This is a genomic window from Tabrizicola sp. TH137 (assembly GCF_002855575.1).
In the GTDB taxonomy this organism is placed as follows: domain Bacteria; phylum Pseudomonadota; class Alphaproteobacteria; order Rhodobacterales; family Rhodobacteraceae; genus Paragemmobacter.
Map to the genome: position 1 here is coordinate 43,803 of NZ_PKRQ01000002.1, position 19,396 is coordinate 63,198.

A 19,396-nucleotide genomic window follows, 5' to 3' on the forward strand; every position below is an offset into this window, starting at 1 on the left:
CCGCGCCGCGCGGAATTCCCTGCCGCAGAAGCCTGTGCCGTTCCGCCCCCCGCAAAAGAAGCAAAGCGCTGCGCGGCCTGCCCGGATCGCGCTTCGCCTGTGGCGGGGTGCCGCTACCCTTGGCGGACAGGAGCCCGTCATGACCCTTGCCTTCGATCCCGACAGCCTCGCTCTCGATTCCTGCCACCTGATCGGAGGGGGGCGTGTTGCGGATGCCCCCGGCCTTTCGGTGATCCGCCCGTCGGACGGTCGCGTCGCGGGCGAGATCCCCGTTGCTGGGGCCGATGTCGTGGACCGCGCCGTGCAGGCGGCCCGGGCTGCGCAGTCAGGCAGCGGCTGGGGCACTTGCCCGCCGCGTGACCGCACCCGTGCCCTGCATCGCTGGGCTGACCTGATCGAGGCCCATGCCGCGGAACTCGCGCGGCTGGAGGCGGTGGTGTCCACCCGCCCCGTGGATGAATTGCCGGGGGGCGACATCGCGGTCACGGCGGAACAGATCCGGTTCTTCGCGGAGCTTGCCGACAAGGAGGGCGGTCTGTCCGTCCCGACACGGGAGACAAGTCTCGGCCTGATCCTCGACGCGCCTGTCGGGGTGGTGGGGGCGATCACGCCGTGGAACTTTCCGCTTTCGATGGCGGGATGGAAGATGGCCCCGGCTCTGGCGGCCGGGAATGCCGTGGTGCTGAAACCATCGGAGATGACGCCCTTCGCCACTTTGCGGATGGCGGAGCTTTCGGTGGAGGCGGGGCTGCCGCCCGGATTGGTGAACGTGATCCTGGGCGATGGTGCAACAACAGGCGCCGCGCTGGTGGCCCATCCGGATGTGGCCAAGGTCAGTTTTACCGGATCGACCGGGGCAGGGGCGGCGATCATGGGGAATGTCGCCCGGTCGGGGGTGAAGCCGCTCACCCTGGAACTGGGGGGGAAGAGCCCGCAGCTCGTTTTTGCCGATGCCGATCTGGACCTTGCCGCCGATTGCATCGCACGGTCCATCCTTTTCAATGCCGGGCAGGCCTGCGTGGCGGGGGCGCGTGTGATCGTGGCGCAGGCCGTTGCCGAACCGCTTTTGGAAAGGCTGATTGCCCGGATGCAGCCTCGTGCCGCCTCTCCCACCTGGGGGCCGCAACCGGAATACTATCCGATCATCAGTGCAAGGCAGAGCGCGCGGATAGATGGCATCGTGCAGGCGGCGCGGGCGGCAGGGGCCGAACTGCTCATCGGTGGTGCGCCGCAGGAAGGGCCGGGCTTCTTCTATGCCCCGACGATCCTGGCGCCGGGTGATGCAACCAATCCCGCCGTCACCGAGGAAATCTTCGGTCCTGTTCTGACCTTCGAGACGTTCGCGGATGAGCAGCAGGCGCTCCTTCTGGCCGACCACCCCACCTACGGCCTTTGCGCCGGGCTTTACACGCGAGACCTCAGCCGGGCGTTGCGGGTCGTGCGGCGGCTTCAGGCGGGGACGGTCTGGGTCAACCGCTATGGCCGGTCGCGCGATCATATCCTTCCGACCGGCGGCTGGAAGCAGTCGGGCCTGGGCCATGATCTGGGGCGCGAGGCCTATCTGGCCTGTCGCCGCCGCAAATCCGTGCTGATCGACCTTCAGGAGTGAGAGATGCCCCATCGCATTGCCGTGATTCCGGGTGACGGGATCGGCCTGGACGTGACGACCGCCGCGCTGGAGGTGCTGCACCGCGCCCTGCCGGGCGGGGTGGAGACCGTGAGCCTTGACTGGTCTTGCACCCATTACCTGCGGACCGGCGCGATGATGCCCCCGGACGGGATCGAGACCCTGCGCGGTTTCGATGCCATTCTGCTTGGCGCGGTGGGCTGGCCTGCCACGGTGCCGGATGCCGTGTCGCTGCATGGCCTTCTCTTGCCGATCCGAAAGGCGTTTCGACAATATGCCAATATCCGCCCGCATCGCCTGCTGCCCGGAGTGGCAGGCCCGTTGCGGAAGGCGGAGATCGACATCCTCTGCATCCGCGAGAATACCGAGGGCGAATATTCTGGGGCCGGGGGGCGTGTGCATCAGGGGACGCGGGACGAGGTCGCGGTGGAGACGGCGATCTTCACCCGCGCCGGGGTGGAACGCATCCTGCGTTTCGCCTTTCGTCAGGCCCGGGCGCGGAGCGGTCGGCTGGCTTCGGTCACCAAGTCGAATGCGCAGCGCCATTCGATGGTTTTCTGGGACGAGATGACGGACCTTGTCGCCGCCGAATTCCCGGATGTCGAGGTGACGCGCTATCATGTCGATGCCATGGCCGCGCGGATGGTGATGGCGCCGGAGAGCCTTGATGTGGTGGTGGCATCGAACCTCTTCGGTGACATCCTGACCGATCTGGGGGCGGCGATACAGGGCGGTCTGGGCTTTGCCGCTTCGGCCAACATCAACCCCGATGGCGATGCGCCCAGCATGTTTGAACCTGTCCATGGCTCTGCCCCTGACATTGCGGGGCAGGGGATTGCGAACCCGATCGCGGCGGTCTGGTCGGGGGCGATGATGCTGGATCATCTGGGCGAGGGCGCGGCAGCCGCGCGCATCATGGCGGCGCTGGGCCGCGTCACGGGGCGGGGTATCGGCACGCTGCCGGGACGCGACCGGACCGAAGTGATCACGGCGGCCATTCTGGAGGAGATGTGATGGAAGGGTTGCGCGATCCGGGCCTGTTCCGGCAGGCGGCGCTGATCGGTGGCGAATGGGTGGGGGATGGTGGGCTGACGGTCGCCGATCCTGCCACGGGCGAGGCGCTGGGCGCGGTTCCCGCGATGGGGGCTGCGGAGACTGCCCGGGCCATCGCTGCGGCCGAAGCGGCCTTTGCCGATTGGCGGCGCGTCCCGCATGAGGCGCGGGCAATGGCGCTTTTGCGTTGGCATGACCTGATGCTTGCCCATGCCGATGATCTGGCACTGATCCTGACGAGAGAGCAGGGCAAGCCGCTTGGCGAAGCGCGGGGTGAGGTGCTTTACGGTGCGTCCTTCGTGCGCTGGTTCGCCGAAGAGGCGCGGCGGATCGAGGGGGCGGTCCTTCCCGCGCCCGATGCGGGCCGCCGCATCGTGACATTGCGCGAACCTGTCGGGGTTTGCGGGATCATCACGCCGTGGAACTTTCCCAATGCGATGATCACTCGAAAGGTGGCCCCGGCACTGGCAGCGGGCTGCACTGTGGTGGTGAAACCGTCAGAGATGACGCCCTTTTCGGCGCTGGCTCTGGCTGTTCTGGCGGAGCGCGCGGGGATTCCACCGGGGGTGGTGAACGTCGTCACGGGACTGCCGGACGGGATTGGTGCCGAGATGACCGGCAATCCGGCGCTGCGGAAGCTTTCCTTCACGGGTTCGACCCGCGTCGGATCGCTTCTGATGGCGCAATGCGCGCCGACGGTAAAGCGGCTGTCGCTGGAACTCGGGGGGAATGCGCCCTTCATCGTCTTCGAGGATGCCGATCTTGACCGGGCGGTCGAGGGGATCATGGCGTCGAAGTTTCGCAATGGCGGGCAGACATGCGTCTGCGCCAACCGCATCCTTGTGCAGGCTGGCATCCATCAGGCGCTGATGGACCGGCTGGCGGCCCGGGTGGCGGCGCTGCGGGTCGGCCCCGGCACCGTGCCGGGGGTGGAGATCGGGCCGATGATCAACGCGGCCGCGGTGGAGAAGATCGAGCTGCATGTTGCCGATGCGCTTCGGCAGGGGGCGCGGATCGCCGCCCATGCCGAGGCGCCGGAGGGGGCGACCTGGGCTCGCCCCGTGCTGCTGACCGGGGCCGGACCGGAGATGCGGCTGGCGCAGGAGGAAACCTTCGGTCCGGTGGCGCCTCTCTTCCGGTTCGAAACCGAGGAAGAGGCCGTTGCCCTGGCCAATTCAACGCCTTTCGGCCTTGCCGCCTATTTCTTCACGGAAAGCCAGTCCCGCGCATGGCGGGTGGCCGAGGCGCTGGAATTCGGCATGGTGGGGCTGAACACCGGAAGTGTATCGACGACGGTTGCACCTTTCGGCGGGGTCAAGCTTTCGGGACTGGGGCGCGAAGGCGGGCGGGAAGGGATCGGGGAATACCTGGAGACCAAAGCCTTTCACATGATCGTCTGACCACGTGTGGTGCAGGGCGCGCGCGCCGCCCCCTGCACCGAACCACCTACTTCACCAGGTCGAGCGCGCGGTAATAGAGACCGACCAGCGGCAGGAACCACGGGCTGCCGGTGTGGCCCGGCACTGCGCCCCATGGCAGATGGTCGAAGGGATTGCCCTGACGCAGCCCTGCCATCTGTTCCGCAACGGTTTCACCCAGATGCGTGGCAAGCTGTGCGCCGTGGCCGGAATAGCCCATCGCATACCAGAGCCCCTGTGCCTGCCCGGCGCGGGGGTAGCGGTCGGCAGTCATGTCAACCAGCCCGCCCCAGCAATGCGCGATTTCAACCCCGGCCAGTTGCGGAAAGACGCGCAACATCGCCTGTTGCAGGATCGCTCCGGCCTTGCTGTCGCTGGTCTGGTCGGACCGGGCGGAAAAGCGGGCGCGTCCGCCGAAGATCAGGCGGTTGTCAGGAGAAAGCCGCCAGTAGTTTCCGACATTCATCGAATTCACGCAGGTCCGGTTGCCCGGCATGATCGACTGCGCCTCAACGGGTGTGAGCGGGCGGGTGGCGATCAGGAAACTGCCCACGGGAACGAGGCGACGGCGGAACCAGGGCAGGACGGGCCCGGTATAGGCCCCGGTGGCCACCAGCACCTGTCGCGCCGCGAGGGTGCCTTTCGGCGTCGTCAGGCGCCAGTCGCCCTCGCTGCCTGCCAGAGCGGTGACGGGCGCCTCTTCGATGACGCTGGCACCGTGGCGGGCGGCGGCATTGGCCAGCCCGGCGACGAAGCGGCCCATATGCATCATCGCGCTGCGCCTTTGCAGCATCGCGCCATGAAAGATGTCTGACCCGATCTCGCCCGCCAGGTCGGCGCGGGAGAGCAGGTCTGTTTCAGGGTCCACCTCGGCTCGGATCGCTTCGAAATTGCGGGCAAGGCTTTCCATATGGGCGGGTTTCGAGGCCAGCTTCAGCTTTCCGGCCAGCCGGAAATCGCAGTCGATGCCTTCCTCTGCGATGATGCGGCGGATCGTGTCGATCCCGTCATCGAAGGCGCGCCACATGGCCCTTGCGCGGTCCGGGCCGAAAGCGTCGCGGGCGGCGAGGTAGGAATGCGCGAGGCCGTTGTTGAGATGCCCGCCATTGCGCCCCGAAGCACCGAAGCCCACATGCCGCGCCTCCAGCACGACGACTCGGCGGCCGGTCATGGCCAGACGCCGCGCAGCCCCCAATCCAGTGAAGCCACCCCCTATCACCGCAATGTCGGCCTGCGGCGGAACCTCGGCACCGGTCGCGGCGAAAGGTTCGGCGCTGTCATGCCAATAGGAGGTGAAGCGGATCACAGCCCGAATACCCCCGGCAGGCCGCCGATATCGGCGATCTCGGTATAACCGTAGAAGGGGTTCGCCGGTTCGTGCCCCCGGTTCACCCAGACTTTCGAGGTGATGTTGAGGTCATGCGCCGTCATCAGATCGTAGCGGAAGGACGAAGACACGTGCGTCACGTCCTGCGGCCCGCAATCGAGGATCTCGAACATCCGTTCAAAGCCGTTCATCTGCGGCTTGTAGCTGCCCACCTCTTCGGCCGTGATGACACGGTGGAAGGGCGCGCCCAGTTTCTCGACATTCGACATGATCTGGCAGTTCATCGCATTGGACAGGATCACCAGCGGGATATGTTGCGCGAGGCGCGCCAAACCCGCCGGGACATCGGGATGCGGGCCCCATGTCGGCACTTCGTTATAGATGCGTTCGGCATCCTCGGGGCGAAAGGGGATGCCGTGGCGGCGGCAGGTCCGTTCCAGCGCATTGTGGACAACCTCGGCATAGGGTTTCCAGGCACCCAGAACCTCGTCGAGACGGAAGGCCGAAAAGCTGCGGATGAAGGCCTGCATCAGATCGGGAGCCAATTGATCCTGATAGATGCGCCGGGCCGCACCGGCCATGTCGAAGTTGATGAGCGTGCCATAGCAATCGAAGGTCACGAATTTGGGTCGGAATGTCATCGGGGGCCCCTGTCCGGTCTGCGGCTGTGGTCGGCGGCGCGATGGCGCCATCGGGGGCAGGATAGACGGCCCGGCGCGGCACCCGTGTCCGGGAAAACAGGGCGCAGGGGCAGTTTGCGCCGTTTGCCTTGCCGCTGTCGGCAGCATCTTCTGCCGTTGGCATCGGCGCATCGCGCTGTGGGTTGGGGCAGGGCAGGGCGATTCCCGCGTCGGTTGGCATATCGTTCCGCGTCGGGGCCTGCCTTCGGTCAAAGATACCGCCTGGGGGGCGTCCTCGGAACGCCCTGCGCCCCGCCTGCCGCTAGGCTGAAGGAGTAATGCCAGCCAGTCCGGACAGCGCCATGACAACATTGACCTTCTGCCCCTTCGAAAGCGCCCATATTGACGGTGCGCTGGCCTTGTCGCGGGCGGCGCAATGGCCGCACCGGAGCGAAGACTGGGCGCTGCTTCTGTCGCTGTCGCGGGGAGCGGTGGTGCTTGACGGGACGGATGTGGTCGCCACGGCTTTGGCAACGCAATTCGGGCCCGTCGCCTGCGCGAACATGATCATTGTCGATGCCGCAAGGCGGGGTGCGGGGCTTGGCCGGCGGGTCATGGAGGCCGCCATGGCGCAGGTTGGCGCCGAGGAATGGCGGCTGATAGCCACGGTGGACGGGTTGCCGCTGTATCGGAAGCTGGGCTTCGTGGCCTATGGAGAGATCGTTCAGCATCAGGGCATCGTGACGGCGCAGGCCAACGGGGGTGCGCTGCCCGATCTTGCCTCGGAATGCGACATAGACGCTTTGGCGGCGCTTGACCGCGCGGCGACGGGAATGGATCGCAGGTCGCTTTATGCCGCCTTGCTGCGGCAAGGTTCCGTCCATGTCCTGCGAGAGGGCGGGGCGATCACGGCCCTTGCCGCCCTTCGCCACTTTGGACGGGGAGAGGTTCTGGGGCCGGTCATCGCCGGGTCCGCCGATGCGGCGCGGGCGATCATGGCGCCCTTGATCGCGTCCTGCGTGGGGCGGTTCCTGCGGGTGGATACGCCGGTGTCGTCCGGATTGGCGCCATGGCTGACGGCGCAGGGTCTTGGCCATGCGGGAGGGGGCGTACAGATGCGGCTGGGCAAGGCGGTGGCGATCGAAGGCCCGCAGCAATCCTTTGCGCTGGCTGCGCAGGCACTGGGCTAGACCGATGTTCGCCAATGATCTGATCGAACTGGACCGCGCCCATCTGGTGCATCCCGTCGCGTCGTGGCGTGGCCATCAAGCGGCCGGAGCGCGGGTTTTGACTGCCGCGCAGGGCGCGACCCTGACCGATTCCGAGGGGCGGCACTTGCTGGACGGCTTTGCCGGGCTGTGGTGCGTGAATGCCGGCTATGGCCATGACAGCGTCGTGCAGGCCGCCGCCGAACAGATGGCGCGGCTGCCTTACGCGACGGGCTATTTCGGGCTGGCAAGCGAGCCGCCCATCCGACTTGCCGCGAGGCTGGCCGAGATGGCGCCGGGCGATCTGAACCATGTCTATTTCACGCTTGGCGGGTCGGATGCGGTGGATACGACGATCCGCCTGATCCGCTATTACTGGCAGGCGATGGGCCAGCCGGGACGGGATCAGTTCATCTCGGTCAAGGCTGGCTATCACGGGTCGAGCAGTGCGGGCGCGGGGCTGACGGCCATTCCCTTGTTCCACGCGGGTTTCGGCGTGCCGCTGGATTGGCAGCACAAGATCGCCTCGCCCGATCCCTATCGCCATCCTGCGGGGCCGTGGGCCGAGGATATCATTGCCGCCTCGCTTGCCGAATTGCGTGATCTGATCGGTCGCCTTGGCGGGCCGGGCCGGGTCGCCGCCTTCTATGCCGAGCCGATCCAGGGGTCGGGTGGGGTGATCGTGCCGCCACCCGGCTGGTATGCGGCCATGCGGGCGGAATGTGCGGCGCATGGCATTCTGTTCGTCGCCGATGAGGTCATCACCGCCTTCGGGCGCACCGGCCCGGCTTTTGCCTGCGCGGACGAGGGGGTGGTGCCGGATTTCCTGACCTGCGCCAAGGGGTTGACCTCTGGCTATGTTCCGATGGGGGCGGTGTTGATCCGATCCGCCATCTTTGATGCCATCGCCGATGCAGCGGGGGCTTCGGTGATCGGTCATGGGCAGACCTATTCGGCGCATCCCGTTTCCGCCGCTGTGGCGATGGCCGTGCTGGACCTATACGAGGGCGGGCTTTTCGCAAATGGTGTGCAGCGCGGATTGCAATTGCAGGCCGGGTTAGGGGCGCTGGCCGATCATCCGCTGGTCGGTGATGTGCGGGGCAGGGGAATGCTGGCGGCGGTGGAACTTGTCACCGACAAGGCGAAGCGGACCCCGCTTCCTGCCGCCGCGCAGGCCGCGACCCGCATTTTCGCCCGCGCCTGGGAGCGGGGGCTGGTGATCCGCGCCTTTGCGCAGGGGGTGATCGGCTTTGCCCCGCCGCTTTGCTGCACCGAGGCGGAGGTTGATGCTATGCTGGCCCGCACGCGGGCCGTGCTGGATGCCACGCTGGAAGACCCCGATATCCGCGCGGTTCTGCGCTGATGGCGATACTCTACCTGTCCACGCCGGAGCGCGGCGCGGTATTCCGTGCCCATCTGGCGCAGGCCATGCCCGATCTGCCATTTCACGAAGGCACCGCGCCCGACCCTGCGGAAGTGACGGTCGCCATCGCCTGGACCTGCCCGCCGGACCTGTTCGAACGGCATCCGAACCTGTCGCTGCTGATATCGGTCGGGGCAGGGGTGGATCAGTTGGACCTGTCGCGCATACCGCCCGAGGTGCAGGTGGTGCGGATGCTGGAGCCTGGCCTGCCGGAGCAGATGGTCGAATACGTGACCCTGGCCACGCTGGCGCTGCATCGCGACCTGCCGACCTATCTTGACCAGGCGCGGCGTGGCGAGTGGCGGGCCGGACGCAACCGACCTGCCGCCGAACGGCGGGTGGGTGTGATGGGCATGGGCCAGTTGGGTGCGGCAGTGTTGGCCGCGCTTGCGCCCTTCGGCTTTCCGCTGGCGGGGTTCAGCCGGGCCGGGACAGCCCCGGCCGGGGTGGAGGGTTTTTCGGACCTTGGCGCCTTTCTGGCACGGACCGATCTGCTGATCTGCCTCTTGCCCCTGACGGATGCCACGCGCGGCATGCTCAATGCCCGCCTCTTTGCCGGATTGCCACATGGGGCGGCGCTTGTGCATGCCGGGCGGGGCGCGCAGCTTGTGGCGGGGGATCTGATCGCCGCGCTGGCGACGGGCCAGATCTCGGCTGCGATGCTGGATGTCACCGACCCGGAACCGTTGCCGCCGCAGCACCCGCTCTGGACCCATCCGCGCGTGATCGTGACGCCGCATGTGGCCTGCCAGACCCGCGCCGAAGATGGGGCGCGCCATGTGGCGGCGGTGCTGGGGGCCTGGAGAGCGGGGCAGCCGATCCCCGGGCTGATCGACCGCGCGCGTGGATATTAGATCGGGAAGAGGGTCTTCAGCGGCAGGTGGGACTTGATGAAGGGTGTCTTCATCACGACGAAGGAGAAATACTTGTCGATCCCGATATCCTGATCGGTCAGACGTTCCATGATTTCCTGATAATCGCTGATCGAGGCCGCGACGAATTTCAGAAGATAGTCGTAGCCGCCAGAGATCAGGTGGCATTCGATGACTTCTTCGACCTTCTCGATCGCCTGCTGGAAGCGGGCAAAGTCGATCTGGCGGTGGTTCTTGAGTGTGACTTCGGTAAAGACCGTGATCGTCGGTCCCAGCTTTGACAGGGCGATCTGCGCGGAATAGCCGGTGATGAAGCCCGCCTCCTGAAGCTTCTTCACCCGCATCAGGCAGGGGCTGGGCGACAGATGCACCAGTTCGGCCAGTTCCACATTCGTGATGCGACCGTTCTTCTGCAACTCGTGCAGGATGCGGATGTCGATCCTGTCCAGTTTCAAGCCGATGCTCCGCGCCTCTGATGGGCAATACTGTAATAATGTAACGTATTTTAGCGCGGTGGCTGGCGAAGCTCAAACCAAATCCTCTGCGCTTTGCAGAATTTTATGCTGGATCGGGTGCGGATGTGGCGCAAAGCGCGCGCCATGGCTGGTATGGTCTCCCCGATCTCCTCACGACGGTGACATGATGCCAGCGCCTCTTCTGCATGTGGACATCCCGGCCAATCTGCCGTCACAGGCGGATGTGGTGGTGATCGGGGCCGGGATCGTCGGCACGTCTGCGGCCTTTTTCCTCGCGGAGCGCGGGTTGAAGGTCGCCTTGGTGGAGAAGGGGCGCGTTGGCGCGGAACAGTCGAGCCGCAACTGGGGGTGGTGTCGCCAGCAGAACCGCGATGCGCGCGAATTGCCCATGTCCACCAAGAGCCTTGCGCTTTGGGAGCATCTGAGCGCGGCCACCGGGCAGGATCTGGGCTTTCGGCGCTGTGGCCTTCTTTATCTTTCGAACGATCAGGCCGAGATCGAAGGCTGGGCCAACTGGTGCCGCTTTGCGCGCGACCTGGGGGTGATCAGTCATCCTCTGACGGCGGAGGAGGCGTCGGCGCGCGGTGCGGCCACCGGCAAGACGTGGAAAGGCGGGGTCTTTTCCCCATCGGACGGGATCGCCGATCCGGAACGCGCCGCCCCGCTGATTGCCCGCGGCCTTGCCGAGCGGGGCGGGGCGGTGCTGCAGTATTGCGCGGCGCGCGGGCTGGAGCTTGAGGGGGGGCGGGTGGCGGGTGTCATCACCGAACGGGGCACGATCCGGACGCGCGTCGCGGTTCTGGCAGCGGGAGCCTGGGCTTCGTCCTTCTGTCGGCAATATGGCGTGCGGTTTCCTCAGGCCTCGATCCGGTCGTCGATCCTGTCGGTGGCGGAAGGAGCCGCTCTGCCCGATGCGCTGCATACCGCAGAGGTTTCGGTGACCCGGCGTGGGCGGGGGCATACGCTGGCGATATCGGGGCGGGCGCGGGTGGACGTCACGCCGCAACAGATGCGCTTTGCCACCTCTTTCCTGCCGATGTTCTTCAAGCGGCGCCGGTCGCTGGCCCCCGGTGGGCTGGAGGGATTGCGGTCAGGGCATGAATCGCTGGCCCGTTGGGCGCTGGACCGGCCCACGCCGATGGAGGCGCGGCGGATTCTCGATCCGAAGGTTGACCGAGTGCAGATTGCGGAAACCCTGCGGCGCGCCCGCGCGCTGTTTCCCGGCCTGGCGGATGTGCCAGTCACGGCATCCTGGGCAGGCTATATCGACAGCACGCCTGATGGTGTTCCGGCAATCGGTGAAACGGCGGAAGTGCCGGGCCTGATCCTTGCGGCGGGTTTTTCGGGGCATGGCTTTGGCATCGGCCCGGGGGCGGGGCATCTGATTGCCGATCTGGTCACCGATGCCCGCCCGATCGTCGATCCGGTGCCGTACCACCCGGCCCGCTTTGCTCGGTCGGCCTGGGGCAAGGTGGCGGAGTTCTAGCCGAAGGCCTGGTTCAGCAGCCCGAAGGTGCGTGCGTCGCCCTCTGGCGCGGGGAGTGCGCGGCCCAGCGCCATGCGTGTGACGGTGTCGTGATGCACCAGCCCATGCGCCACAAGGAAGCGCCGCAGCGGGCCGTCGGGTGCGCGGGTGTCCATCCGCAGGAACTGCCCCCGATGCTCGGCCACGATGGGGGCGATCAGGTGCAGAACCTCAGCCTCCGTTTCGGCGACCACGGGGCCGATCACATGGCCCCGCCCGAACCTGCGGCACAGCGCGAAGCCCCGCACCTGACCCCCACGCTCCAGCACCGTGCCATGCGACAGACCGATCACCTCGTCCATCACGGCTGTCCGGTCCAGCGCGAAGGCGGCGCGGTCGAGGCCCAGGATGGCGGCCCGATCCTCGGGGAGCAGGGGTCTGACCTTGCCGGGGCCGAGCGCGGGAAGTTGGGCTGTATCAGGGCTGGCCGTCACTTCGCCATTGTGCTGGAACACCGGGGCCAGCGGCATGAAGCCCAACGAGATATAGAGCCGATAGGCGGGTCGCGTGGCGTTCAGCACCATACCGCGATCCCCGATCTGATCCATCACGAGCCCCATGAGCCAACGTCCGGTTCCGTGATCCTGCAAGCGGGGGGAGGTGATCACCATTCCCACCGCCGCATGGCTTTCGCCGAGGGGAAACCACATCGTCGATCCGACCAGCCGTTCGATCTCGTCCCGGGCGACGAGTCCATGACCGTGACGGATCACGAGGTCCCAGTCTTCGGGGCGATGCGGCCAGACGACGGACACCGAAAGCTCGTGCAATTGCGGGATGTCGGCGGCCGTCATCGGGACCGCCCGCAACTCGTATGGGTCGAGCATCTTGGTCAGTTGCATCGTCTGGTGCATCCGGCGCGCTCCATCACTGGGTTTCGGTGCAGTCTAGGGGTGGCCGGAAAGCATCTTTGGCGGTTTCATCCCGCCGAAAGCGCAGAAGCTGCCAAGGCAAGGGCCTGTCAGTGATGGTGATGATCATCCCCGGCCCCGTTGTCATGATCGGGATGCAGGCAGAGATCGTGATTGCCCAGAACCTCGATCACCCGGCAATCGGCAACTTTTCCATGGGCGCAATGCTGCACCATCCGCTCCAACTCGCAGCGCAGGGCCTCCAGTTGCGCGATGCGCCGGTTCACGGCCTGAAGCTGCGCCCGCGCGATGGCATCGGCCGCCAAGCAGGGCTGGTTGGGGTCGTCCTGCAAGGCAAGCAGATCGCGGATCGCCTCCAGCGGAAAACCCAGATCGCGCGCATGGCGGATGAAAGCCAGCCGCGAGAGGGTGGACTGGGCATAGAGCCGCTGGTTGCCTTCGCTGCGCGTCGCCGGGCGCAGGAGACCGATCTGTTCATAGTAGCGGATGGTCGGCACCTTGACCCCTGCCGCCTGACCCAGCTTTCCGATCGAGAGCATCACTTTGTCCTTGAACCTATAGCTACTAGAGACATTAGATATCCGAGTCGCGACAGACAACAGGAAAATCGGATGCGCGACGAGACGGGCCAAACCCTTGAATTCACTGTGACCGGCATGGACTGCGGGTCCTGCGCGGCAAAGGTGCAGCGCGCGGTGGAACGGTTGCCGGGCGTGCAGGGGGCTGAGGTGGCCTTGATGGCGGAGCGGCTGCGCCTGCAGGTGCTGCCCGGTGGGGCCAGCGGTGACGAGATCGAGCGGACCATCCGTGCCATCGGCTTTGGTGCCACGCTGCGGGGCGATCCGGCGCCGTGCTGCGATCCGCATAAGCGGCTGCATGAGGAAGGTCCCCACCATGAGCACGACAGTCACGCAGAGCAGCGGGCAGCACCTGTGGTGACAGAGCTGCGGTCCGACACGCCATGGCACCGAAGCGTCCGGGGCCGCCATCTGATCACGACCGGGCTGCTCTTGGCCCTTGCCTGGAGTGCCGAACTTCTGCTTTCCGGGGCAGTGGTGCATTGGACCTTCGTTCTGGCCTGTGTCCTGGGGGCGCTTCCCGTGGCCCGGCGGGCGCTGGCACTGCTGCGGGCCGGTGTGCCATTCACGATCGAAGCGCTGATGACCATTGCTGCTGCAGGTGCGTTGGTCATCGGGGCTGCCGAGGAGGCGGCCTTGGTCGTTTTCCTGTTCGCAGTGGGCGAGATGCTGGAATCGCTTGCTGCGGCGCGCGCCCGGCGGGGCATTCGGGCGCTGTCGGCGCTGCTGCCCGAGACGGCGCTTCTGATCCATGGCGATCACACCCATTCCGTACCGGCTGCGAGCCTGCGACCCGGCCAGAGCGTCCGTCTGCGCCCCGGCGACCGTTTGCCTTGCGATGGGCGCATCCTGCGCGGGCAGGCCGGGCTGGACGAAAGCGCCATAACGGGGGAAAGCCTGCCCGTTCTGCGCGGGATCGGCGATGCGGTGATGGCCGGTTCCATCTGCACCGATGCGGTGATTGACGTGGAGGTGACGGCTGCGGCCACGGAAAACACCATCGCGCGCATCGCGCGGATGGTGGAGGAAGCCGAGGCCACCCGTGCGCCGACGCAGCGGTTCATCGAGCGCTTTGCCCGCATCTACATGCCCGTCATTCTGGGTCTTTCCGTTGCCGTGGCCATCCTGCCGCCGCTTGTGTTTGGCGGGGCCTGGGGGGACTGGGCCTATCGCGCCCTTGCGCTGTTGTTGGTCGGTTGCCCCTGCGCGCTGGTGATCTCGGTTCCGGCAGCGGTTGCATCGGCGCTGGCGACCGGCACGCGGGCAGGGATTCTGTTCAAGGGCGGGGCCGCGCTGGAAGCGACGGCCCGCTTGCGTCATGTGGCCTTCGACAAGACCGGAACCCTGACGGAGGGCCGCTTTTCAATCGTTGCCGTTTACCCGGTCGCGGGCCGGAGCGAGGAGGAGGTTCTGACACTTGCCGCATCGGTCGAGGCGGGTTCGACCCATCCGCTTGCGCGGGCGATCCTCGAAGGCGCGGAGGCGCGAGGATTGCCGCTGCTTGCCACGCGCCATGCGCGGGGACTTCCCGGGGTCGGGGCAGAGGCGCAGCTTGGCGGCGCGTTGATCCGCGCCGTGGGCCTGCGCCATGCCGGGGAAGACCTTCCTGCCGACCTGCTGGATCGGGCAAGGCTGGCCGAGGCGCGTGGCGAAAGCCTTGTGGTGCTGTTGCGCGACGGTGAGGCGCTGGGCCTGATTGCCCTGGCCGACCGACCGCGTGCCGAGGCGGGGGCTGCACTGGCGGCGCTGAGAGGGCAGGGGCTGCATCCCGTGATGCTGACGGGCGACAATGCCGGTGTAGCGCGGGCGGTGGCAGAGCCACTGGGCCTTGATCCGCAAGCGAACCTTCTGCCGCAGGACAAGCTTGCGGCGCTGGGCGCGCTTTCGGTTGAAGGGGGCGTGATGATGGTGGGGGATGGGATCAATGATGCGCCCGCACTGAAACGGGCGACGATCGGGGTGGCCATGGGCAGCGGCACCGATGTGGCGCTGGAGGCTGCCGATGCCGCGATCCTGCACAATGACCTGCGCGGCGTGCCGGCTATGATCGACCTTGCGCGGCGGACGCGGGCGAACATCCTACAGAATGTCATCTTCGCGCTTGGCCTGAAGGCGGTGTTCCTAGGACTTTCGGTGACGGGGGAGGCAACGCTGTGGATGGCGGTGCTGGCCGATACCGGGGCGACGGTTCTAGTCACGCTGAACGCGTTGAGGTTGCAACGCTGGCGTATGCCGGGCTGAGCCCGCGTCGTTCCGCTTCCGATCAGGTTCCCACTGGTTCGGCTGCGGGTAGGGAGGAACATGGACCGGACGGCTGGCGCAGGTCTTGACCACGCCTGTCCCTGTGCGGGTGCGGCGCAGGCGGGATGCCGGTGGATCGTCAGGACTGTCTGTCCAGCAATCCGGCGTGAATGCGGTTCTCCGCGTCCCTGAGGGCCTGGGCGGGCGGTTTGCCGTGGAAGACCGCGTCGTGGATCTCCGTTCCGAGTATCGCTTCGATCAAGCTGAACTCGGGGATCGGCGGACGGGCCCAGGTCACGATCTCGTTCCTGCGGGCAAGTTGATCGACCATGCTGACGATGGGCGATGAGGCAAGTGCCTCGGGATCCGCGCAGACGGAAAAGCGTGGCGCAACGGGGAAGCCGTTCTTCACATGTGCCTTCATCGCCTCGGGGGACACCATCCAGGCGATGGCGTTCATGATCTGCCGCTGGCGCGCAGGTGGCACATTGGCGGGTATCGTCATCAGGAAGCCTCCGATCGGCGCGGCGATCTTGCGCATCCTGCGCGAGGGCGGGGGCAGATAGGCCACGCGGCGCGCCACCTGAGAACTGAGTTCATGTTCGAAGCGGGCTGCGCGCATCGTCCAGCAATAGGCGAGACCGGCGCGACCGGACATGAAGCACTGGATGCGCTTTTCCCAATCCATGAATTCGATGTCGGGGGGCGAGACCTCGACCAGTTGCTTCATGTAGTCGATCACCTCGACCGCATCATCGGTTTCAATCTGGAGCTTCAGCTTCTCGAACCGGTCGAAGGTCCAGCTTTCCTGATTGTGCATCGGCATGTCGATGATGGTCTTCTGGCAGGCGGCCAGAAAGAACATGAAGGAATTCGCAATGGGCATCCCGCGTTGCCCGTTCCATGCGATCCCGTAGAATTCGCCGGCCGGACGATGCAGGGCGCGGGCTGCGGCGATGGTTTCGTCGAAGGTGCGCGGGTAGGTCAGTCCGCGCTCGTCGAAGAGGTCGCGGCGGGCGGCGAGGATCTCGATCGTGCAATAGAGCGGAATGCCATATTGCGTCCCCTTCCAGTTGCCGGTTCCCCAGACCGAAGGATGAAAGTCGAGCGGGTTGATCGCGGCATCCTGCAACAACTCGTCAAGCGGGGCGAGGTGGCCCTTCTCGGCGAATTCGCCAAGCCAGGGCATGTTGATGGAAATCACGTCATATTCCGGCGACGGCTTGGCGAAATGTGCCTGGGCGCTGACGTAGAGTTCCTGAAGACGCTGAAGTTCAAAGCTGCTCTTGCGGCCGAGGTCGTTGCGGAAATCAGACCACATGTTGCGCATCGAGGAGAAGTAATTGTCGTCGTTGAGCAGGAAGCGGATGTCGCCCGGCACCTTGCCTGCGATATCATCGCCCCGGACCGGCGAGATGATCTGGGCCGCGAAGTAACTGCCGCCGAAATAGTATTCGTTCGCCTCGGTCCCCTTGCGCAGACCGAAGGTCTTGGCCAAGTGCCCCTTCACATGGGTCGCATAGTCCATGAAGCTGTGCAGCAGCGTATCGGTCGGTTCGAGGAAATGGGTCTTGAGCCCGCCTCCGCGCGGCACCTGGCGGATCAGGTCGTCGGCGATCATCTTGATGATCATCCGGTTGCCGGTGCTGTAGGGGACGCCAGCCAGCGTCACCAGACCGGACTTGTCGATCGGCCGGCGGCGCAGATGGGCATCCACCAGTTCCAGGACGATGTTCCAGAACACATCCTTCGTTGCGCCCGGAACCCCTGTATCGAAAGGCGCGCGCAGTTTGCGCAGGAAATCGACGATGCGCGAAAGCTCGTGGCTGGTCAGTTCCGATGCGGGGGCAGGAGCGCTGTTCAACTGTTGCACGGACGGAACCCTGCTATGCGGAGATTTCGGACTGCCATTTCACCAAAGCGAAGAAATCCTGATCCCGCAACCCGGAATTGGCCGCGGCACGATAGAGTTCCAGGATCAGCCCCGTTGTCAGGAGCGGCACGCCATTGGCGCGTCCCGCATCGCTGATGAGGCTGAAATCCTTGATCATCTGCGCGATGGTGAAGGCCGGGGTGTAGTCGGCCTTCACCACGGCCTCGGCCTTGTATCGTAGCAACGGCGAGGCGACCGCGCTTTCGCAGATCACGTCCATCATGCTTGCCCGCGAAAGCCCCCCGCTTTCGCCCAGCGCGACGGCCTCGGCCAGGATTGCGGAACTTGCGCCGACGAGCGTGTTGATCACAAGCTTCATGTAGCGGGCCTCTTCGCCCGGGCCGAGGAAGAACTGCCGCGTTGACAGGAGCCGGATCGTCGGCAGCACCGTTTCCCAGGCCGCTTCGTCGCCCGAGGCAAGCACTGTCAGTGCGGCCTTTTCCGCAAGGGTCGTGCTGCCGGACAAGGGCGCGCGAAGATAGGCAATGCCATGTTTGCGCAGAGCGAGGGCAATCTCTGTCGAGCATTCGGGGGAAACCGTGCTCATTTCCACGAAGATCGCCCCAGGGGCCAGATGGTGGACAAGACCGGTCGCACCCTCCTTTCCCAAAACCACCTCGCGCAGCACCTGATCATTCGGCAGGGTCGCAAAGACGATGTCGTTCCCGCTGTGCAGGTCGAGTGTGGCAGCGCCTATCGCCCCTGCGCGTTCAAGATCGCGCAGGACCTGCGCATCCGGTTCGGTGACCGAGACCGTGGTGCCGGCTGCGAGCAGGTTCCGGATCATCGGCGCGCCCATCTTTCCCGCGCCGATCCAGCCGATGGCCGGGCGGCCCGAGTCCATGCGTGGCGTCTCTGCCCTGTTCGTCTGCATGCCGTTATCCACCCCTCGCTCCGGCATTGACCATAAATCGCCGGAGTGGCGGCGTTCGGGATAAATTATCCGGATCGGCTAAATTTCATCATTTCGGCCCGGCGGCTTTTGGTAACACTGATGGCGGGAGTGAGTCATCGCCACAGCAGTTTCCGTGAATGGGCAACCCTAGGTGGGTGCCGGTGCAAAGGTCGCTTTGCCCGGGCGGTGGCGGCTGTTCTGCGCGGTGCGTCGGCAGGCTGGGGCAGGGCTTCGGTGGTGAGGGAGGATATGGAATGAGAGCGGTTCGTTTCCACGGGGCCAGGGACATCAGGGTCGAGGACGTTGCCGAACCGTCTGATCGTCTTGCGCCGGATGAGGTGCTGATTGCGCCCGCCGTCTCGGGCATCTGCGGCACCGATCTGCACGAATTCATCGCCGGGCCGATCGTCACGCCACAGGCGCCGCATGTTTTCACGGGGGCCAGCAATCCGCAAATCCTGGGTCATGAGTTTTCGGCCCGCGTTCTGGCGGTGGGCGGCGCGGTCGGTCATGTGAAAGCGGGGGATCGCATCTCGATCCAGCCTCTGCTGTCGCCACGGAACGACTATTACGGCAAGCGCGGCCTGTATCATCTGTCACCGCAGATGGGTTGCGTCGGGCTGAGTTGGGCTTGGGGCGGGATGGCCGAGAAGGCGGTGATCAAGGATTACAATGCCCAGCCCGTGCCGGACGGCATCACGGACGAGCAGGCGGCGATGATCGAGCCCGCCGCAGTCGCGCTTTACGGCGTGGACCGCGGGGGGATCGCGGCGGGGTCGACGGTGCTTGTATCGGGTGCGGGTCCGATTGGGGCCTTGACCATTCTGGCGGCCAAGGCGGCCGGGGCCGCGACCATCATCGTGTCGGAGCCGAACCCGAACCGTCGTCGCATCGTGACCGAGATTGCGCCCTATGCCCATGTCGTGGATCCGCGCGACGGCACGCTGGCGCAGGTCGTGGGCGACCTGACGGAGGAAGGCGTCGGTGTCGATGTGGCGCTGGAATGCGTCGGGCTGGAGACTTCGCTGAATGCCTGTGTCCAGGCCGTTCGGCGCCAGGGCAAGGTGGTGCAGGTCGGGCTGCACATGAAGCCTGCCAGCATCGACGCGATGCTCTGGGCCTTGAAGGACATCACGGTCGAGGCGACGTGGTGCTACCCGACGCAAATTTGGCCCCGCATCGCCCGGATGATCGCCGCGGGCATCTTCCCGGTGGAGAAGGTGATCACCGCGCGGATTGACGCCCGGGACGTGGTCGCCAAGGGCTTTGAAGCCCTACTCGATCCGTCGGGCGAGCATCTGAAGATTCTGGTCACGACGTGACCTCGG

16 protein-coding genes are annotated in these 19,396 nt (G+C 66.0%); 9 read left to right on the forward strand and 7 right to left on the reverse strand.

Annotation, left to right across the window (positions count from 1 at the left end; genetic code table 11):
• Window positions 1–139: 139 nt before the first annotated feature.
• The 3 genes from C0V75_RS05635 to C0V75_RS05645 are packed head-to-tail and all read left to right on the forward strand — an operon-like array spanning window position 140 to window position 4,080.
• Window positions 140–1,609: an aldehyde dehydrogenase gene (locus C0V75_RS05635; protein ID WP_101919961.1), complete on the forward strand. Its 1,470-nt coding sequence runs from the start codon at window positions 140–142 to the stop codon at window positions 1,607–1,609.
• 3 nt (window positions 1,610–1,612) lie between these two features.
• Window positions 1,613–2,641 (forward strand): tartrate dehydrogenase, encoded by a 1,029-nt coding sequence (locus C0V75_RS05640; protein ID WP_101919962.1) that lies wholly within the window; start codon window positions 1,613–1,615, stop codon window positions 2,639–2,641.
• Window positions 2,641–4,080: an NAD-dependent succinate-semialdehyde dehydrogenase gene (locus C0V75_RS05645; RefSeq protein WP_101919963.1), complete on the forward strand. Its 1,440-nt coding sequence runs from the start codon at window positions 2,641–2,643 to the stop codon at window positions 4,078–4,080. Before C0V75_RS05640 ends, C0V75_RS05645 begins: the two co-directional genes overlap by 1 nt.
• A gap of 46 nt (window positions 4,081–4,126) precedes the next feature.
• Here the strand turns inward: C0V75_RS05645 and C0V75_RS05650 are convergent, their stop codons facing one another.
• Both C0V75_RS05650 and C0V75_RS05655 read right to left on the reverse strand, forming a co-directional pair.
• A complete protein-coding gene (locus tag C0V75_RS05650; protein ID WP_254216391.1) occupies window positions 4,127–5,404 on the reverse strand; it encodes an FAD-binding oxidoreductase in 1,278 nt (425 codons plus the stop codon).
• A complete protein-coding gene (locus C0V75_RS05655) occupies window positions 5,401–6,066 on the reverse strand; it encodes a haloacid dehalogenase type II (RefSeq protein ID WP_101919964.1) in 666 nt (221 codons plus the stop codon). The genes C0V75_RS05650 and C0V75_RS05655 overlap by 4 nt, the downstream gene beginning before the upstream one ends.
• 341 nt (window positions 6,067–6,407) lie before the next feature.
• Between C0V75_RS05655 and C0V75_RS05660 the strand changes: the two genes are divergently transcribed.
• Genes C0V75_RS05660 through C0V75_RS05670 form a run of 3 tightly spaced genes read left to right on the forward strand, consistent with a single transcriptional unit; the run spans window position 6,408 to window position 9,530 of the window.
• The gene (locus C0V75_RS05660) at window positions 6,408–7,235 is read left to right on the forward strand and encodes a GNAT family N-acetyltransferase (protein ID WP_101919965.1); all 828 of its coding nucleotides are present in this window, start codon (window positions 6,408–6,410) and stop codon (window positions 7,233–7,235) included.
• Window positions 7,236–7,239: 4 nt separating this feature from the next.
• Complete coding sequence (locus C0V75_RS05665) at window positions 7,240–8,616, forward strand: aminotransferase class III-fold pyridoxal phosphate-dependent enzyme (protein WP_101919966.1); 1,377 nt, start codon at window positions 7,240–7,242, stop codon at window positions 8,614–8,616.
• Window positions 8,616–9,530 carry a glyoxylate/hydroxypyruvate reductase A gene (locus tag C0V75_RS05670; protein ID WP_101919967.1) on the forward strand — a complete coding sequence of 305 codons (915 nt, stop codon included), beginning with the start codon at window positions 8,616–8,618 and terminating at the stop codon, window positions 9,528–9,530. Before C0V75_RS05665 ends, C0V75_RS05670 begins: the two co-directional genes overlap by 1 nt.
• On the opposite strand, the gene C0V75_RS05675 is transcribed toward C0V75_RS05670, so the two are convergent.
• The gene (locus C0V75_RS05675) at window positions 9,527–10,003 is read right to left on the reverse strand and encodes an Lrp/AsnC family transcriptional regulator (RefSeq protein WP_101919968.1); all 477 of its coding nucleotides are present in this window, start codon (window positions 10,001–10,003) and stop codon (window positions 9,527–9,529) included. The genes C0V75_RS05670 and C0V75_RS05675 overlap by 4 nt on opposite strands.
• Before the next feature lie 187 nt (window positions 10,004–10,190).
• On the opposite strand from C0V75_RS05675, the gene C0V75_RS05680 reads away from it, so the two are divergent.
• The gene (locus C0V75_RS05680; protein WP_101920709.1) at window positions 10,191–11,510 is read left to right on the forward strand and encodes an FAD-binding oxidoreductase; all 1,320 of its coding nucleotides are present in this window, start codon (window positions 10,191–10,193) and stop codon (window positions 11,508–11,510) included.
• Here C0V75_RS05680 and C0V75_RS05685 read toward each other — a convergent pair.
• A complete protein-coding gene (locus C0V75_RS05685) occupies window positions 11,507–12,403 on the reverse strand; it encodes a GNAT family N-acetyltransferase (RefSeq protein WP_216821415.1) in 897 nt (298 codons plus the stop codon). The genes C0V75_RS05680 and C0V75_RS05685 overlap by 4 nt on opposite strands.
• A 107-nt stretch (window positions 12,404–12,510) precedes the next feature.
• Window positions 12,511–12,960 carry a helix-turn-helix domain-containing protein gene (locus tag C0V75_RS05690; RefSeq protein WP_101919969.1) on the reverse strand — a complete coding sequence of 150 codons (450 nt, stop codon included), beginning with the start codon at window positions 12,958–12,960 and terminating at the stop codon, window positions 12,511–12,513.
• 72 nt (window positions 12,961–13,032) lie between these two features.
• Between C0V75_RS05690 and C0V75_RS05695 the strand changes: the two genes are divergently transcribed.
• Window positions 13,033–15,240 carry a heavy metal translocating P-type ATPase gene (locus C0V75_RS05695; RefSeq protein WP_101919970.1) on the forward strand — a complete coding sequence of 736 codons (2,208 nt, stop codon included), beginning with the start codon at window positions 13,033–13,035 and terminating at the stop codon, window positions 15,238–15,240.
• 139 nt (window positions 15,241–15,379) lie between these two features.
• On the opposite strand, the gene C0V75_RS05700 is transcribed toward C0V75_RS05695, so the two are convergent.
• Window positions 15,380–17,113 (reverse strand): extracellular solute-binding protein, encoded by a 1,734-nt coding sequence (locus C0V75_RS05700; RefSeq protein WP_101919971.1) that lies wholly within the window; start codon window positions 17,111–17,113, stop codon window positions 15,380–15,382.
• 13 nt (window positions 17,114–17,126) lie between these two features.
• Window positions 17,127–18,047 carry an NAD(P)-dependent oxidoreductase gene (locus tag C0V75_RS05705; RefSeq protein WP_158241783.1) on the reverse strand — a complete coding sequence of 307 codons (921 nt, stop codon included), beginning with the start codon at window positions 18,045–18,047 and terminating at the stop codon, window positions 17,127–17,129.
• A 275-nt stretch (window positions 18,048–18,322) separates the two neighbouring features.
• Here C0V75_RS05705 and C0V75_RS05710 point away from each other — a divergent pair, with 275 nt between their 5' ends.
• Window positions 18,323–19,390 carry a zinc-binding dehydrogenase gene (locus C0V75_RS05710; protein ID WP_101919973.1) on the forward strand — a complete coding sequence of 356 codons (1,068 nt, stop codon included), beginning with the start codon at window positions 18,323–18,325 and terminating at the stop codon, window positions 19,388–19,390.
• The last annotated feature ends 6 nt before the right edge of the window (window positions 19,391–19,396 follow it).

What these genes read in the sequence shown, in the direction of transcription:
- C0V75_RS05655 (WP_101919964.1), bottom strand. Translation starts at nt 6,066, where the DNA reads ATGACATTCCGACCCAAATTCGTGACCTTCGATTGCTATGGCACGCTC.
- C0V75_RS05680 (WP_101920709.1), top strand. Translation starts at nt 10,191, where the DNA reads ATGCCAGCGCCTCTTCTGCATGTGGACATCCCGGCCAATCTGCCGTCA.
- C0V75_RS05660 (WP_101919965.1), top strand. Translation starts at nt 6,408, where the DNA reads ATGACAACATTGACCTTCTGCCCCTTCGAAAGCGCCCATATTGACGGT.
- C0V75_RS05640 (WP_101919962.1), top strand. Translation starts at nt 1,613, where the DNA reads ATGCCCCATCGCATTGCCGTGATTCCGGGTGACGGGATCGGCCTGGAC.
- C0V75_RS05665 (WP_101919966.1), top strand. Translation starts at nt 7,240, where the DNA reads ATGTTCGCCAATGATCTGATCGAACTGGACCGCGCCCATCTGGTGCAT.
- C0V75_RS05645 (WP_101919963.1), top strand. Translation starts at nt 2,641, where the DNA reads ATGGAAGGGTTGCGCGATCCGGGCCTGTTCCGGCAGGCGGCGCTGATC.
- C0V75_RS05635 (WP_101919961.1), top strand. Translation starts at nt 140, where the DNA reads ATGACCCTTGCCTTCGATCCCGACAGCCTCGCTCTCGATTCCTGCCAC.
- C0V75_RS05695 (WP_101919970.1), top strand. Translation starts at nt 13,033, where the DNA reads ATGCGCGACGAGACGGGCCAAACCCTTGAATTCACTGTGACCGGCATG.
- C0V75_RS05690 (WP_101919969.1), bottom strand. Translation starts at nt 12,960, where the DNA reads ATGCTCTCGATCGGAAAGCTGGGTCAGGCGGCAGGGGTCAAGGTGCCG.
- C0V75_RS05710 (WP_101919973.1), top strand. Translation starts at nt 18,323, where the DNA reads ATGAGAGCGGTTCGTTTCCACGGGGCCAGGGACATCAGGGTCGAGGAC.
- C0V75_RS05670 (WP_101919967.1), top strand. Translation starts at nt 8,616, where the DNA reads ATGGCGATACTCTACCTGTCCACGCCGGAGCGCGGCGCGGTATTCCGT.
- C0V75_RS05705 (WP_158241783.1), bottom strand. Translation starts at nt 18,047, where the DNA reads ATGCAGACGAACAGGGCAGAGACGCCACGCATGGACTCGGGCCGCCCG.
- C0V75_RS05685 (WP_216821415.1), bottom strand. Translation starts at nt 12,403, where the DNA reads ATGCACCAGACGATGCAACTGACCAAGATGCTCGACCCATACGAGTTG.